This window comes from Kitasatospora sp. NPDC051164, from assembly GCF_044455625.1.
GTDB lineage: Bacteria > Actinomycetota > Actinomycetes > Streptomycetales > Streptomycetaceae > Kitasatospora.
Genome location: NZ_JBITFB010000034.1, coordinates 1 through 14,338 on the forward strand (window position 1 = coordinate 1; position 14,338 = coordinate 14,338).

16 protein-coding genes are annotated in these 14,338 nt (G+C 70.4%); 9 read left to right on the forward strand and 7 right to left on the reverse strand.

The features are described 5' to 3' along the window. The first annotated feature begins 399 nt into the window (after positions 1-399). From ACIBEC_RS37635 to ACIBEC_RS37645, 3 genes are all read left to right on the forward strand, one after another. The gene (locus tag ACIBEC_RS37635; protein WP_360504718.1) at positions 400-1,362 is read left to right on the forward strand and encodes a phosphatidylinositol-specific phospholipase C; all 963 of its coding nucleotides are present in this window, start codon (positions 400-402) and stop codon (positions 1,360-1,362) included. 173 nt (positions 1,363-1,535) lie between these two features. Beyond that, positions 1,536-2,234, forward strand: coding sequence for a hypothetical protein (locus ACIBEC_RS37640; protein WP_360504720.1), 699 nt, complete (start codon positions 1,536-1,538; stop codon positions 2,232-2,234). A 491-nt stretch (positions 2,235-2,725) separates the two neighbouring features. Further along, a complete protein-coding gene (locus ACIBEC_RS37645; protein WP_360504722.1) occupies positions 2,726-2,983 on the forward strand; it encodes a hypothetical protein in 258 nt (85 codons plus the stop codon). A gap of 25 nt (positions 2,984-3,008) precedes the next feature. On the opposite strand, the gene ACIBEC_RS37650 is transcribed toward ACIBEC_RS37645, so the two are convergent. Beyond that, positions 3,009-3,677, reverse strand: coding sequence for a helix-turn-helix domain-containing protein (locus tag ACIBEC_RS37650; protein WP_360504724.1), 669 nt, complete (start codon positions 3,675-3,677; stop codon positions 3,009-3,011). Between the two features lie 58 nt (positions 3,678-3,735). Here ACIBEC_RS37650 and ACIBEC_RS37655 point away from each other — a divergent pair, with 58 nt between their 5' ends. The 3 genes from ACIBEC_RS37655 to ACIBEC_RS37665 all read left to right on the forward strand — a co-directional run bounded on the left by ACIBEC_RS37655 (position 3,736) and on the right by ACIBEC_RS37665 (position 6,050). Then, positions 3,736-5,184: an MFS transporter gene (locus tag ACIBEC_RS37655; RefSeq protein WP_360504726.1), complete on the forward strand. Its 1,449-nt coding sequence runs from the start codon at positions 3,736-3,738 to the stop codon at positions 5,182-5,184. Then, the gene (locus tag ACIBEC_RS37660; protein ID WP_360504728.1) at positions 5,181-5,576 is read left to right on the forward strand and encodes a cupin; all 396 of its coding nucleotides are present in this window, start codon (positions 5,181-5,183) and stop codon (positions 5,574-5,576) included. The genes ACIBEC_RS37655 and ACIBEC_RS37660 overlap by 4 nt, the downstream gene beginning before the upstream one ends. Positions 5,577-5,861: 285 nt before the next feature. After that, the gene (locus ACIBEC_RS37665) at positions 5,862-6,050 is read left to right on the forward strand and encodes a hypothetical protein (RefSeq protein ID WP_360504730.1); all 189 of its coding nucleotides are present in this window, start codon (positions 5,862-5,864) and stop codon (positions 6,048-6,050) included. Positions 6,051-6,117: 67 nt separating this feature from the next. Here ACIBEC_RS37665 and ACIBEC_RS37670 read toward each other — a convergent pair whose 3' ends face one another. After that, positions 6,118-7,080 (reverse strand): alpha/beta hydrolase, encoded by a 963-nt coding sequence (locus ACIBEC_RS37670; protein WP_360504732.1) that lies wholly within the window; start codon positions 7,078-7,080, stop codon positions 6,118-6,120. Positions 7,081-7,175: 95 nt separating this feature from the next. Here ACIBEC_RS37670 and ACIBEC_RS37675 point away from each other — a divergent pair, with 95 nt between their 5' ends. Next, complete coding sequence (locus tag ACIBEC_RS37675; RefSeq protein WP_360504734.1) at positions 7,176-7,829, forward strand: TetR/AcrR family transcriptional regulator; 654 nt, start codon at positions 7,176-7,178, stop codon at positions 7,827-7,829. An 82-nt stretch (positions 7,830-7,911) separates the two neighbouring features. On the opposite strand, the gene ACIBEC_RS37680 is transcribed toward ACIBEC_RS37675, so the two are convergent. The 4 genes from ACIBEC_RS37680 to ACIBEC_RS37695 form a co-directional block, all read right to left on the reverse strand. Continuing rightward, positions 7,912-8,676 carry a class I SAM-dependent methyltransferase gene (locus ACIBEC_RS37680; protein ID WP_360504736.1) on the reverse strand — a complete coding sequence of 255 codons (765 nt, stop codon included), beginning with the start codon at positions 8,674-8,676 and terminating at the stop codon, positions 7,912-7,914. 139 nt (positions 8,677-8,815) lie between these two features. Then, positions 8,816-9,514: a DUF998 domain-containing protein gene (locus ACIBEC_RS37685; RefSeq protein WP_360504738.1), complete on the reverse strand. Its 699-nt coding sequence runs from the start codon at positions 9,512-9,514 to the stop codon at positions 8,816-8,818. Between the two features lie 161 nt (positions 9,515-9,675). Further along, positions 9,676-9,879 (reverse strand): hypothetical protein, encoded by a 204-nt coding sequence (locus ACIBEC_RS37690; RefSeq protein WP_360504740.1) that lies wholly within the window; start codon positions 9,877-9,879, stop codon positions 9,676-9,678. A 687-nt stretch (positions 9,880-10,566) separates the two neighbouring features. Further along, positions 10,567-11,364, reverse strand: a complete 798-nt coding sequence (locus ACIBEC_RS37695; RefSeq protein ID WP_360504742.1) for a class I SAM-dependent methyltransferase — start codon at positions 11,362-11,364, stop codon at positions 10,567-10,569. Positions 11,365-11,569: 205 nt separating this feature from the next. Here ACIBEC_RS37695 and ACIBEC_RS37700 point away from each other — a divergent pair, with 205 nt between their 5' ends. Both ACIBEC_RS37700 and ACIBEC_RS37705 read left to right on the forward strand, forming a co-directional pair. Beyond that, positions 11,570-11,695 (forward strand): hypothetical protein, encoded by a 126-nt coding sequence (locus ACIBEC_RS37700; RefSeq protein WP_360504744.1) that lies wholly within the window; start codon positions 11,570-11,572, stop codon positions 11,693-11,695. A 49-nt stretch (positions 11,696-11,744) separates the two neighbouring features. Continuing rightward, positions 11,745-12,173: a hypothetical protein gene (locus ACIBEC_RS37705; RefSeq protein ID WP_360504746.1), complete on the forward strand. Its 429-nt coding sequence runs from the start codon at positions 11,745-11,747 to the stop codon at positions 12,171-12,173. Positions 12,174-12,213: 40 nt separating this feature from the next. On the opposite strand, the gene ACIBEC_RS37710 is transcribed toward ACIBEC_RS37705, so the two are convergent. Next, a complete protein-coding gene (locus tag ACIBEC_RS37710) occupies positions 12,214-14,313 on the reverse strand; it encodes a discoidin domain-containing protein (protein WP_360504748.1) in 2,100 nt (699 codons plus the stop codon). Positions 14,314-14,338: the final 25 nt, after the last annotated feature.

A 14,338-nucleotide genomic window follows, 5' to 3' on the forward strand; every position in this document is an offset into this window, starting at 1 on the left:
TGTCGCAATCCACACCGAGCCAGAAGGCCCTCACTCATTTCAAGATCACCCGCCTGTGAACCCCGTCACCAACCTCTGTGGTCAGTACAGCTAGGGATCCCGCGAGGGCCGCTCGAAAGGGCCGGACGCCTGCGCAGTCTGCGGGCCGAACTCACCGAAGCGGCCGCGTTTCTCGGGGTGCTTGAACTCGACGCCGAACATCGGCTCCGCGTCCAAGCACCCGGACGGGTCGCGGGGCGCAGAACTGCGTCGATCAGCAGGTAGCCGGTGGCCGGGCGGCCGGGCGGCCGGGCGGTTCGCGAACGATGAACCGGGCCCGGGCGGTGGCCCGTTGGAGTCGGCAGAAGAGACGTTCACATCCGATCACCCATCAGGGCTCCGATTCCGGAGGTTTCTTGTATGCCGATCAACCGTAGGACCCTTCTCCGAGCCGCAGCGCTCACGGCCACGACCGGTGCGCTGGGCGTCGCCGGTTCGGGCGCGTTGGCCTCCGCCGCACCGGACCGCCTCGTCCACCGCCCCACCGAGAAGTGGATGTCGCTGCTGGGCGACAACGTGAAGCTGTCGCAACTGACGATCCCCGGAACCCACGAGACCTGTGCGCTCTACGACGGCGGCGCCTTCGGCTATGCCCAGTGCCAGGAGTGGCGGATCCCCCAGCAGCTCCAGGCGGGGGTGCGATTCCTCGACATCCGGTGCCGGGTGATGGGCGATGTCTTCACCATCCACCACGACAAGATCTACCAGAAGATCAACTTCGGTGACGTGCTGAACCTGTGCATCGACTTCCTGAAGTCGAACCCCCGCGAGACGATCATCATGCGGATCAGGAAGGAATACACCGAGGGGCAGGACTACCGGTTCAGCGAGATCTTCAACTACTACATGGACGGCATGGACGGGAAGGGCAACTACCGGCCGTGGTTCTGGCTCCCCAAGACCGGTTCGCTGCCCGACGGGCTGCCCACCTTGGGCCAGGTGCGCGGCAAGATCGTCCCCATCATGTCGGACTTCACCTGGGGTGACGGGCGCTACGACCCCCTGCGGTGGGGGGACAGCAACCGGATCTGGCTGCAGGACGAGTTCGGCGACGGGTCCAGCCGCAAGGTCCAGCGGGTCAGGGCTGGACTGGACACGGCGTTCTACCACCAGGACGACGGCAAGCTGTACATCCACTTCGCCAGCGCCAGCGCCTTCCCCGAGGATCCGTACAGGATCGCCAAGGTCGTCAACCCCTCCATCCGGGACTACCTGACGCCGCGCATCTCCCAACGCGCGCACTACGGCGTGATCGCGATGGACTTCGTGGACGAGCGCAAGGACCTGCTGCAGATGATCGTCGACTGGAACTTCGGGCTCTGACGGCACAAGGTGAACGCCCCGAAGCCGACCTTGGGTTCCAGGGTTCGGGGCCTTCACCCTGACAAACCGTCCGGACGCAGTCCGAGAATCGGACGATCCATGGGACGGCAGCGAACTCCGGTGGGATGCTGTGACCTTGGTCCGACCACCGCACCGACCCGTGGGAGCCCCCCATGCCGCTGTTCGGCAACCGCAAGAACCTTCCGAAGCCGCTGTGCGACGAGCACGGCCCGTGCAAAGCGCTGGCCGCGATCTCGGTCTTCGAGGTCCGGGACCGGCTGCGGCTCCTGGTCACCCCGACCCGCGCCCTGGGACCCGACCCCATGGCCCGGCAGATCGACGACGAGCTGTCGGTCGTCCTGTGCGTGAACGGCGGGAAGCGGGGCGGGACGACCGAGGCCCTGTCGATAGCCGAGCACGCCGCCGACCAGTGGAGCGTCAGCCGGGCCGAGCTCTGGGAGCGGGCCTTCGGCAACCTGGCCACCGAGCAGCTCAACCGGCAGTCCTTCAACGCGTCGAACGGCGACATCCTCTACGCCGTCAACGGGACAGGGGTGTGGCCCGGCGCCGCCCAGGCCCTGCGCCTGGAGAGCGCCCTCGGCGGGGTCGAGCTGCCCCACGGCGCCCTGGTCACCCTGCCGACGAACAACGCGTTCTGCGCAGCGCCGATCCGCAGCGGCGCGTCACTGAACGCGATCCGCTTCATGATCGACCTGTCGAAGCAGCTCCAGGCCAACGATCCGGCCCCGCTGACCTCGTCGATCTTCTGGTACCGGGACGGCTGGCTGGAGAACCTGAACGTCGGCGACAACGGCATGATGCGGCCCTCCGCCCGCTTCCGGGAGCTGGCGAACAGCCTCCCCGCCACCTGAGCTGCCCGCCGCCCTGCGCGCCGCGCATGAGAGGGGACGCCGTGCCGAGCGGCGTCCCCTCCGTCTGTCACCACGGTCCGGCTGACTCCTCCTCGGACGCGGCAGGCGCGCGCAGCTGTGAATCCCCGGAGGCGATCTCGGGGAAAGGCCGGCGGCGATCAGTCCGAAGCGGTCGGGGCGCCGGGGTGGTACGCAGAAGTGCCTTCCCTGCCGGGTTGAAAGAGACCTTCGACAGGGACTCATCTTCCCGACACGGAAGGCACTTTCGCACTTTTCTCATTTCCGATGACAATGACGATGGCATTGGCGATCACGATCCGCGCATTGTCCCAGGTGAACGCCCAGGCCGACTCACCGGCATGAGCCCGGGCACCGGCATCCTGCCGAATACCCACTCAACGTCACGTACGTTTCGGCGAGAGCTCGAGGTTGAATTCCCCCTGCCCCCCCGGCGACCCGACTGCTAGGCCTTGTCGAGAAAGAATTTCTCGTTGTCGCCGCCGTTGGCCTTGATTTGCCAGCCCCGGAGGACATATCTCCAGGAGGACGCCGCCCTCGCCCGACTGGGCTACGGCGTCTCGCTGCACCTACTCACCGTCCGCGCCATCGAGGCCCACATGACCCGCGCCCTGGCCGGCGGAACCCAGACCCGCGAGGAGTGGCGGCTGCGCCCCCAGCTCAAGGCGACCATGCTCGACAGAGGAGACGCACTGGTGTGTTGGCAGAATGTCAGCGGTGCAGGACGTTGACGCGTTCATTGGCGGCCGCGGTCCGTCAGCGGGTGGTGAGGAGGCCGTCCACCAGGGCTCGGAGCCCGTCCAGGTAGGTGTCCTCAGCGGTCAGCGACGCCCAGTGGTCCGCGACCTGTGCCAAGCGGGGAAGCTCGCCCGGGTCGAGATCGGCGAAGACTCGCTCCCGGTAGGTCGCACGGTCATCGTGTGCGCGCCGCCGGGTCGCTGCCGCGCGGACCATGATTTCACCGGCGGTGTAGTACCAGATCGCGCGGTAGCCGCGCACGGCCTGCTCAGGGGTCAGTCCGCACTCGACCAGGCCATCGACGATCTGCTCGACGAACCACAGTGCGGACGTGGACATCAAGTCGTCGGCGGTCAGCACCTCAGTGATCCAGGGGCAGGCGGCGAGCGCCTCGTGGATCGCGGCGGCAGCGGCGACGATCCGCTCGCGAGGGTGGGCAGGCAGTTCGGGTCGGCGCAGTGTCCGCGTGGCGTAGTCGTCCAGTAGCAGGACGAGCAGGTCTTCCTTGTTGCGGACGTGGTGGTAGAGCGCCATCGGCGTACTGCCGATCTCTGTGGCCAGTCGCCGCATGGTCAGCCGGTTCACGCCTTCCTCGGTCACGATCCGGTTGGCCGTCTCGATGACCTCCGCAAGGAGGATGCGGGGAGGTCGGCCGAGGGTTTTACGCGGTGCGGACGGTTGCGGCATGCCTCCCATCATCCCCCAGGTGTCGACAGCGGCGATCCCTTCGCGCTACTTTCCTTACATGTATAAAAACTTACGGGGGCGCCCCGGAGCGGTGCTGGCGGCAGTGGCCGTCGCCCAGTTCGTCCTCGCCCTGGACATGTCGGTGGTCAACGTCGCACTGCCCGCGATCCGCACAGCGCTGGGATTCGCGCCGCTCGACCTGTCGTGGGTCGTGCACCTCTACGCGCTCACGTTCGGCGGGTTACTGCTGCTGGGTGGCCGCGCTTGCGATCTGTACGGCCGGCGTCGACTGTTCGTGCTGGGCTTGGCCGTTTTCGGGCTGTGCTCACTGGCGGGCGGACTGGCTCAGGCACCCTGGCAACTGATCGCCGCCCGCGCCGGGCAAGGCCTGGGCGCCGCTGCCGCCGCGCCGGCCGCGCTGGCGATGCTCACCACCACCTTCACCGAAGGCCCCCAGCGCGCCCGCGCGCTCGGGGTGTGGAGCGCGGTGAACGCCGCAGGCGGCGCGCTGGGCGTGCTGGCAGGTGGGCTGCTGACCGAGTACGCGGGCTGGCGCTGGGTCATGCTGATCAACCTGCCCATCGTCGTGGCGGCTCTCGCGCTGGTGCCCGCAGGCGTGCCCGCCGGAGCACAGCCCGCCCGGCGCGAGAGGCTGGACGTGCTGGGTGCCGTCCTGGCGACCGGCGGAGTCGGGTTACTGGTGTTCGGTGTCGTCCGCACCGACACCCTTGGCTGGGGCTCCCCGATCACGTGGGCGACCCTCGCCGCCGCGGTCGCGCTGCTGGCCGCCTTCGTCTTCGCCGAGTCACGAGTCACCGCACCCCTGCTGCGCTTCGGCCTCCTGAGCAGCCGTTGGGTCGCCGGCGCGAACGTGCTGGTGTTCCTGGCCGCGGCCGGGCAGTTCACGGCGTTCTACTTCGTGTCCCTGTACATGCAGCAGGTCCTGGGCATGGGCACCGCAGCAACCGGCGCCGCGTTCCTGCCCTTCTCCGCAGGCCTGGTCGCGGGCACCGTCGCCGCGACCCGCATCACCTCCACCCGCACACTTCGCGCATCGCTCGTGCCCGGCGCCCTGCTGGCCGCCGCGGGCCTGGCCTGGTTCGCGCTCATCAGCCCCGACGGCAGTTTCCTCGCCGACGTACTCGGCCCGTCCCTCGTCACCAGCATCGGTACCGGACTGGTGCTGGCCCCGGTCGCCGCCGCCGCGACCACCGGCGTCGCTCCGCGTGAGGCCGGCATGGCCTCCGGCCTCTTCAACAGCTCCCGCCAACTGGGCGGCTGCATCGGCCTGGCCGCCCTGGCCACCATCGCCGCACACCACACCGGCCCGGCCACCGACCCCGCCGCACTCAACGACGGCTACGTCCTGGGCCTGGCCATCGCCGCCGCCCTCTTCGTGCTCGCGGCGGTCGTGGCCATCGGCGTACTGCCGCGCCGCCGGGCCGTCACACCTCTCCCGCGACCCACCGCTCCCACAGAGAGCCAGTTGGAAGGAACATCATCATGACGACGACCCCCATCGACCTGTTCGCCTCGGCGCTGCACTTCCACCCCGACGGCGACGTCCGAGCCGTCGAACGGCAGATGACGAGCAGCGACTCCGGCGCCTGGCAGATCGCCACGTTCCACGTGGAAACCGACGCCGACGTTCACGCCGACCACTGGGAGATGCACCCGCAGGCCGAGGAAGCGGTGTGCTGCCTGACCGGCGGCCTCCGCCTCTACTTCCGTTCCGACAGGCCCGGCGGCACCGAGGACATGGTGCGGTTGCAGGCAGGCACCGCGGTGATCGTCCCCCGTGGCCGCTGGCACCGCCTGGAACTGGACGTTCCCAGCGACCTGATGTCGATCACCCTTCGCCACGGCACCCGCTTAGAAAAGCGCACCGACACCCACTGACCGAACATGGCCCGGCAGACCCGCTGCCGGGCCACCACAAGCCTCACCCAGTCAGCTACTCCGCCGCTGGGGCCGACTGCGAGCCCGGAGCCCAATGAGCTGCGTCCATCTTGAAGTTGCAGGTCAGCGGGCGCCTGCCTGTTCATCATCGCCCATCCCAGCTGGCCTGGGCCAACTCGCCGATGCGTCTACGGTGTCACCAGCCTCACGCCCGAGCACGCCGGTCCGGTGGAGATCGCGCAGCGCGACCGAGAGCACTGGGGCGTCGAGAACAAGCTCCATCACGTGCGTGACACCGCATACGCCGAGGACCCCTCCCGCGTCCGCACCGGCACCGCGCCCCGCGCCATGGCCACCCTGCGCAACCTCGCCATCGGTGCGCTGCGACTGACCGGCCACGACAACATCGCCGCAGGCATCCGTCACCACGCCCGGGACGCCGCCCGCCCGATCACCACACTGGGCATCATGTGATCAAACCGGACACATCTCCAGAACGACGCCGCCCTGGGTCCGAGGGCGGGGTGCCTTCCCTGCTCCCTCACTTCGCCAGGGCCGCGCGGAGGAACCGGAGGATCTCCGCCTGGGCGGCCTCGGCCTGAGGTTCGACGCCGGGCAGGGTGAGGAACGCGTGCTTCGCGCCCGGGTATTCGGAGAGCCGTACGGGAGTCCCGGCCGCGCGCAGCCGCTCGGCGTAGCGGCGGCCGTGGTCGGCGAGGGCGTCCTGGGTGGGCAGCACCACGAGTGCCGGAGCGAGGCCGCTCAGGTCGTCCGCGTGCAGCGGCGAGAGTGCGCGGGCGTCGGTTCCCGGCGGGGCGGCGAGCCGCTGGAAGAGCCGCAGTAGCGGCAGGGCCCGGGTCGGGCTGTAGGCGTACTCGGCCATCGAGGCGTGGTCGAACATCGCCTCAGTCACGTCGCCTACGGGGTTGACCAGCACCTGCGCCGTGAGTTCCAGGCCGGCCTCCCGGGCGCGGATGGCCGTCAGGGCGCTGATCAGCGCGCCGCAGCTCTCGCCGAAGACGGCCGTGCGCGCCGGGTCGACGCCCCACTGCGCGGCGTGCCGCAGCACGTGGTCGAGCATGTCCCAGCCGTCGTCGGCGGCGTCCGTGAGCGGGCTGTCCGGGGCGAGGAGGCGGTGCTCGACCGAGACGACGAGCGCGGGCAGTCGGGTGGCGAGGTGGCTGTTGGTCCAGTCGCACTGCGCCGCCGTGCCCACGAAGCCGCCTCCGTGGACATGGAGCACGAGTGGCAGGTCGGTTCGGGCGGCGGCTTCGCCGTCGCCCGGCGGCGCCGGCCGGTAGACCCGGACCGGGAGGTCGCGTCCGGGCAGCGCGATCTGTTGCCAGTCGATGGCGGCGGCGGGGTCCGGCTCTCCGAGGATCGCCCGCGCCGCGTTGGAGGCCCGGAAGCGGTTCTCCGCGTCGCGGTAGGCGAGTAGTTCCTCGGTCGTGATCGCCGAGAAGTCCGGCTCCGGCGGCCGCGCGGCGGTAGTGGTCTCGCTCATGTGTCCTTCTCCCCCTCTGAGTTGTCCTCATTATGCACGCACCGCGTGCAACGCCAAGTGCATAGACTAGGCTGAGTCCTGACGAGAGGGGCGAGATGACCGGCCGAAGGCGATGGTCGACCGAGGAGATCCTGGATACGGCGACGGAACTCCTGCGCACGGGCGACGCCGAGTCGTTCAGCGTGCGCAAGCTCGCCGCCGCGCTCGGGACCGACTCCTCCAGCCTCTACCGCCACTTCCGCAACAAGACCGAACTGCTGCGCGCGGTCGCCGACCGGATCCTGCTCGCCGCCATGGCCGGCCACCGCCCCGAGGGCGACTGGAAGCAGCGCATCACCGCCCTTGGCCTGCGCCTGCGCGAGGCCTTCGGCGAGCAACCCCAACTCGCCACGGTCTGGGGACGCTACGGGTCCGGCGGCACCGGATCCCGGCTGGTCATGGAGGAACTGCTGCAGGCCCTACGCACGTCCGGCCTGCCCGACCAGGAGATCCCGGCGCGCTACCACCGCATCGTGACCCTCCTCGCCGCGCTGATCTCCTCCGAGGCCGGCATCAGCACCATCACCCCCGAGGAGTACGAACAGGGCATGGAGCAGTTCCGCGTCGCGGTGCTCGGCGCCGACCCCGAACGCTTCCCCGCCCTGGCCCACTTCGCCCGCGACGTCCGCCCCCTCGGCGCGGACCGCCGCGCCGCGTTCGAGGAGATCCTCGCCGCCCAACTCGCCCACGTCGAGGCCCGAATCCCCTGACGTGCCGGATCACGAGTTCGATGCGGTCGGAAGAGGAGGGCCGCCCCTTCCTCGGATCGCCGACGTACTCGGGCCGCCGAACTTACCCGGATCGCCGACGCGCGAGATGGACGATGATGTCGGCGGCGATCTCGACCGTCTCGGGCAGGACCCGCGCGATCTCGTCGTACGTCTGCTGCCGCCTCGATCGCGGCAGTTGGAGGTACGCCGAGACGGTCGACAGATAGCCGACGTAGTCAGGAGCGCTCATCGTCAAGCACCGATTGATGACGACCTGCTGGACGTCGAGGAACAACGGAGACCGCTGCAGCTCCGTACCCGGCCACTGCATCTCCTCATCCGGAGCAGTCCCGTCGGGAGACGGAACCTCGTCGCTCTCCAGGAACGGCGCCCGTGCCGCACGCACAGACTCCTCGACAGCCGGATCGGCCGGCTGAACCGGGCCACCGAACGAGGCAAACACACCGTCCGGTTCCAGTAGCGCGGCCACTCTTGGCCACCGGTCCTCCGGGCGTGTCCAATGCAGGGCTGCCGCCGCATAGACCAACCCATGGGTTTCGCCCGGCCGCAGGTCCTCCAACGCGGCCCGCACGGTCGTCACGTTCGCGGGAACGGCCTTGTTCAGCTCGGCGAGCATGGCGGCGTCGGGCTCCGTCGCCGTGACCGCGACCCCATGCTCGGTGAACAGGCGGGTTGCCTTGCCTGTCCCCGCACCGATCTCCAGGGCGGTCCGAACCGGCCGGCCCGCGTATGCCATCACCACGTCGAAGAGCTCTGCGGGATACCCCGGCCGGAACCTTTCGTAGGCTTCCGCGATTGCCCCGAAGCTCAGTGCACGAGCAGACATGCCGAGCATCCTGGCACGACCGGGGCAGAGAGCGTCTGGCAGTACTCCGTGGTTTCGACGGCGGCAAACTGATCAACGGCCGCGAACGGCACATCGTGGTCGACACGCTCGGCCTGCTGCCCGTGACCCGCCGGGCCGTTCAGGCGCGGGCGGTTGTCAGCGGCGCGGGCTCTGGGTCGGCGGAGCCGGTCAGGGCCCGCCGAGTCGCCAGGGCCAGCAGCACCAGGCCGATCGAGGCGGCCAGGGCGAGGGCTCGTTCCGCGTAGCCGGCGCCGTCGTGTCCGTGCAGTCCGATGAAGGCGATCACCCCGATGAACATCACCGAGCTGAAGGCCAGCGCGAAGCCGGAGTACCCCTGCCAGGCCGGGACGGCGCGGAACCGGGCGGCCAGGACGGACGGCGTGATCACCATGACCGGGAAGCTGAGGAACGAGATCGCCAGGTGCCCGGTCGCGTGCCAGGAGGCCGAACCGAGGCTCTGTACGCACCCGGGATCGGCCGCCCGGCAGTCCAGCCGGAAGAACAGGTCCCAGACGTTGTCCAGCCCCAGCGGGGTGGCAGCCACCAACCACGCGGCCACCGGCCGCCTCCCTCCGCCGGAGGCCAGCGCCGGGCCCAGCGCGAACAGGGCGAACGCGATGGTCAGCAGGCCCGCGACGCCCTGCGCCGTGAGCACGAACCAGGGATGACCGGCCGTCAGCGCACCCAGGTCACTGATGCCCTCCGCAGACACCCGGTAGTGCCGGCCTTCCGCGAGACTGCCCACCAACCACGATACGGTGAAAAGGAGTTGGGCGACGATGGCACCCCAGACCAGTGCCCCGCGCGTCCTGCTCATCCGCCGGCCCCCTACCGTCGATGTCAACCACTGCGCTACTCGTACGGTTGTGTCAGTCCGGGGTGTCCGCGCCCCCGACGACGACAGACTCGGCGAGAACACGGGCCACGAGCCGCAGCCCACCGCCTCCGCACCCCGGACACGTCCTACGGGTTCGGGTTCTACAGGTAGTGCCCCTGGTTCGCCGCTTCCATCCCCCGCGCCACGGGCGCGGCGAGTTCGGCGAGTTCGTGGGCCCCGGAGACAGCGGACACCGGCACCTCCCGCTCGGCAGCGTGCGACGGCGTCGCGAGGCCGAACGCGGCACCCGCCACGACGACACTCGTGACAGCCAGCCTCGCGAACCCGCCAGTCATATCCGGCATGTGCTACCTCCCACTTCATCACCCGCCCTGGTGGCGGAAGTTGACCCGCCCAGGCAACCACCGCCGGACACGGGACACAACCCTCCCGACCGCACCGCCCGGGGCGGACGAGCCCCGGCCGCCCCGTGATCGACTTCGACGGCGGGCTGCTGACCTGCTAATATTCTTCTTGTCGCGAGGGAGATGATTCCTCGCCAGGCGTCAGCGGTGCTACCAGAGCACGCCCTACTTTCAGTAGGGAGAGTCCGTGCAACCCGGGCCTGGCGCTCCACTGTCGGGCGAGGTCCGGTGCCCACACGGGTACCGGACCTCGCTCGCGTTCACAAGCCGTTCACGGGCCGGACGAAACGGACGTGCCACCTTCGCGCGTTGGGTCGGCACGGTGATGATGGCAGGTCCGCTCTTCACCGCAGTGCTGGTAATCGCGCCCTTCACACCGGCCTCGGAGTTGCACGCCTTCCTCCATGCCAACAAGCGCGTGCAAATCGAGCGACGACGGCTGACGGCGACGCGCCGGATGGCCCCGCGACCGACCTCGGCTCCCACCACGCCCGCGGTGCCCACCACCCCCACAGCGCGTGACGACGGACTCCGACGTGGTGCGGTGGGGGCGCGACACGTGCTCGTGGCGTTCACGAGGCTCTCCGCCTCAAGGAGCGCAGTCTGCCGGCGGGAACGCCGGGGCCGTCAGCGGGTGACGGTCACCACCAGCGCGCTGAGCGGCCCCTCGACCGGGCCGGTGCCGAAGCGGTCGGCGATCGCCGCCGTGACCGCCCGGGTCACCTCGTCCAGGCTGTGCCCGCCCCGGGCCTCGATCTCGCCGCGCAGCGGGGTGCCCTGGCACAGGGCCGTCGCCACGTCCTTCGCCGAGTCGGCGCGGCCCCGTTCGGTGACGGTCTCGATCTGCGGGACGCTGGTGAAGCCGCCGTCCGCCAGGTCCCGCGCGATCGCGGATGCGTCGTGGTATCCGTACGAAATGCGGCTCAGGAAGTCCGGCGGGTCGGCGGGGAAGAGCTCGGCGGCGGTCGCCTCGGTCACCGCGAGGAAGTCGTTCGCCGCGATGTCGTTCCACACGCTGAACGACAGGACACCGCCGGGCCGCAGCACCCGGACGGCCTCGCCGAAGGCGCGCGGGCGGTCGGGGAAGAACATGGCCCCGAACTGGCAGACCACAGCGTCGCAGGAGCCGTCCGGGAACGGCAGTGCCATGGCGTCCGCCGCGGCCCAGCACACCGGGCGGGCGAGCGGCACGGCCTGCGCGCGGTCGAGCATCGGCCGGCTGAGGTCGGTCGCGGTGATCGAGGTGTCCCTCGGCAGGACGGCGGCCAGCTCGCGGGTGAGCGCGCCGGTGCCGGCGGCGGTCTCGAGCACGTCCCGGGGGTGGCGCTGCGCCAGGCGCCGTGCCAGGTCGCGGGCGTAGGGGCGGAAGAGCAGCGGCACGAGGTACCGCTCGTAGACGTCGGGGACCGCGCCCTCGAAGGCCATGCCGTCGCACCTTCCGTCGCATGCGGCGGGACCGGTGGCCCACCGCCGGGCCCGTGCGCGGCACCCGGTGGTGCGAGTCTGGCACGCCCGGCGCGCCCGTCCCGGCCACGGCACACCGGCGGTGCCGGGCGCCGGGCCGCCGGGGCGGCCTGCTGCACGACGCCTCCCCCGCCACGGTCCTGGCGTACCGCTCGGCGTGCTCGCGGTGGACGCGAAGACGGACTCCTGGAGCGATGTCTTCCACGACCCCGACCGGCAGGAGTTCAGCGACCAGAACGTACGGCAGCTGCTGATGATGGCCGATCTGCTCGCCGGCGGGCTGGCCGGCTGAACCCGACACCGCAACGGGCCGGGCACAGCGCCCCCAGGAGGAGGAGCGAATGAGCAGCGGGTACAACGCGGCACCAGACGGCCCGCGGCGCCGCGGCTTCCGCAGGCGGGCGGTCCGGGCGGAACGGGGCTGGGAGGAGGGCGACATCGAGCCCTTCTTCTTCGACCCCGGCGAGTTCACCGGCGGCGCCGAGGGCGACGCCGCTGCGCAGATCGAGGAGATCCACCGCAGCTCGCCCGGCAGCCGGCTGGGGCTCTCGTACGCCATCCTCGGCTCGGCCGCCCTCGGCCTGTTGCTCTGGTTGTACTCCCGTACCGTGTGGGCCTTCGCACCTGCCGGGTTGGCCGTCCTGGCTGTCGTCGTGCTGGTCTGGTTCGAGGTGACGGACCGGGCCGAACGGTCCCGGCGCCGGATCGCGCGGACGGGCCGCACCGGATGGGAGTCGGCTCCGGGCGAGGGCGAGTTCCGGGAGCGGTGAGGCCCACGGACCCCGACCCCGCCCAACAGGGGCCCGGTGCCTAGCTGCTGTAGACGCCGACCTCGTGCAGCGAGTAGCCCCACTGGGTGCCGCGCTGCACCCCGTGGATGCGGACGTGGCGGGCCGGGACGCCGGCGAACCGTGCGGTATCCAGGCCGCCGTCGCCGGTGGTGGTGGACCACACCGACTGCCAGTTGCTTCCGTCGGTGGAGACCTCGATCCGGTACGCCCGCGCGTAGGCGCGTTCCCAGTCCAGCGTGACGCGCCCGACGAGGTTGGTGGCCCCGAGGTCGACCTGAAGCCACTGGTCGTCGCTCCACTCGCTGGCCCAGCGGGTACCCGGGTCGCCGTCCACCGCCCGGCCGGGCGCGTAGCTGACGAACGGGTTCCACCACTCGGTGGTACTGGCCGTGGCCGGGCGGCCCGCGGCCAGGTTCACCGTGGCCTGGTGCCGCTCCGAGGCCCCCCAGGTGGTGAGGTAGGACTCGGCTCCGTGGAAGAGGTCGTCCACCACGCCCTGGCCGCCGACCTGCCGGATGTCCTCCAACCAGTCCGGTACCAGGCCGTAGTGCGCGGCGCCGTCCGTGTTGATGTCCCAGGTGCGCGCGCCGGTGGTCTGGCGGTCGATGAGGGACCCGCCGTCCGCGCTGCGGAACGGGTAGCGCACCGGGTTCGCGGTGTCCGCCCCGCGCGGGCCGGGCCAGCCGCCGACGCCGTTCATGTCGGTGCCGTAGCCGTACCCCACGTGGTACTTGGCGCGCAGCGCGTCGGTGCGCTTGGCCTCCGCGCTGAACGCCTCGGCGCCGTTCATGTACTGGGCGACGAAGCCGCCGAGCTGGTAGACCCGCTCGATCCAGTCGAGGTCCATCCAGCTGTGCGAGGAGAGCACGCCCGGGTAGGACTCGGACTCCAGGATGTCGAAGGACCGCCCGGCCGCTTTGACGCTCATGTGGTCGACCTCGAGCATCATCTTGCGTTTCATCAGCCCGCGCACCGCGTACTCGCCGAGGTCGGTCAGCCCGCGGCTGTTGCACTGCGCGTCGCCGGCGTAGGCCGGCACCGCCACCCCCGCCGGGAGCTGCTTCTGCGCCTCGGGCGCCGGGGCGAGCCCGATCGGGTTGTCGTGCTGCGGCCCGGCGCACTTCTCGGTCTTCCAGAAGGTGCCGGTCGAGAGGAACTGGCCGACGTTGATGGCCGTCCCGAGCGCGCCCTCGTCGAAGCGCACCCCGCAGAGCGCGTTGTCGAACTTGTGGCAGAGGAACATGCTGCGCACGCCCAGCCCGTACAGCTCGTCCAGGCCGCGGTCGATGTCGGCCTTGCCGCACTGGGCGACGTCGAGGATCTGCTTGCAGCCGAACGGCTCGGAGGTCTCCACACCGAGGACGACGGCCAGCTTGCCCTGCTCGATCACCTCGCGGGCCTGCGTGCTGTCGGTGACGATCCGGAACCAGCCCTTGCCCGGCCCGCCGTACATCGTGTCGACGTACGCCTGCAGCTCGTACGTCTTCTGCGCCTGGAGCCGGATGGAGGTCATCTCGTCGCAGCTGCGGTCCTTGAAGAAGTAGACCGAGCAGATCACCCCGTTGGTGACCAGGTCGTTGACGAGGACCCGCTGGCCGCCGCGCCAGGCGCGTTCGATCCAGGCGTAGTAGTTCTGCTGGTGGGTCAGCGAGTCGTGGGCCGGCCAGTCCTTGAAGGTCGGCCAGCCGACCGGGTCGTGCTTGCCGTCGCCGCCCTTGGTGAGGAAGTCGAAGATGGCGAGCGAGCCGTCGGGGTAGTGCTCGGGGCAGTCCTTCAGCGCGTCCGCGATCCCGGCTGCGGAGAAGGACTTGCCGCAGATGAGTCGGCCGCCGAAGGCCTCGTTGGCCATGATGTGGTCGTGCGCGTCGACGAAGCCCCGGACCTTGCCCTGGGCGTCGGTCCCGCGGAACGGCTCGCCCGTGACGTCGATCTGCGAGTCGGGCACGGGCCGTGCGGTCGGGTTCCACCAGCCCGTCCCACCCGTCCCGTCGGTCCCGCCGGTTCCGGCGCCCCCGCCCGGCGCCGCGGGCGCCGGAGCGGCGAGCACCATGGCGGCCAATGTGAGGAGTGCGGCCAGAAGTGCGACGAATCCGCGCCTGTTGCTGCGGAGTTGGTGCATGGTCACCACCCGGGTCCGAGGTGAG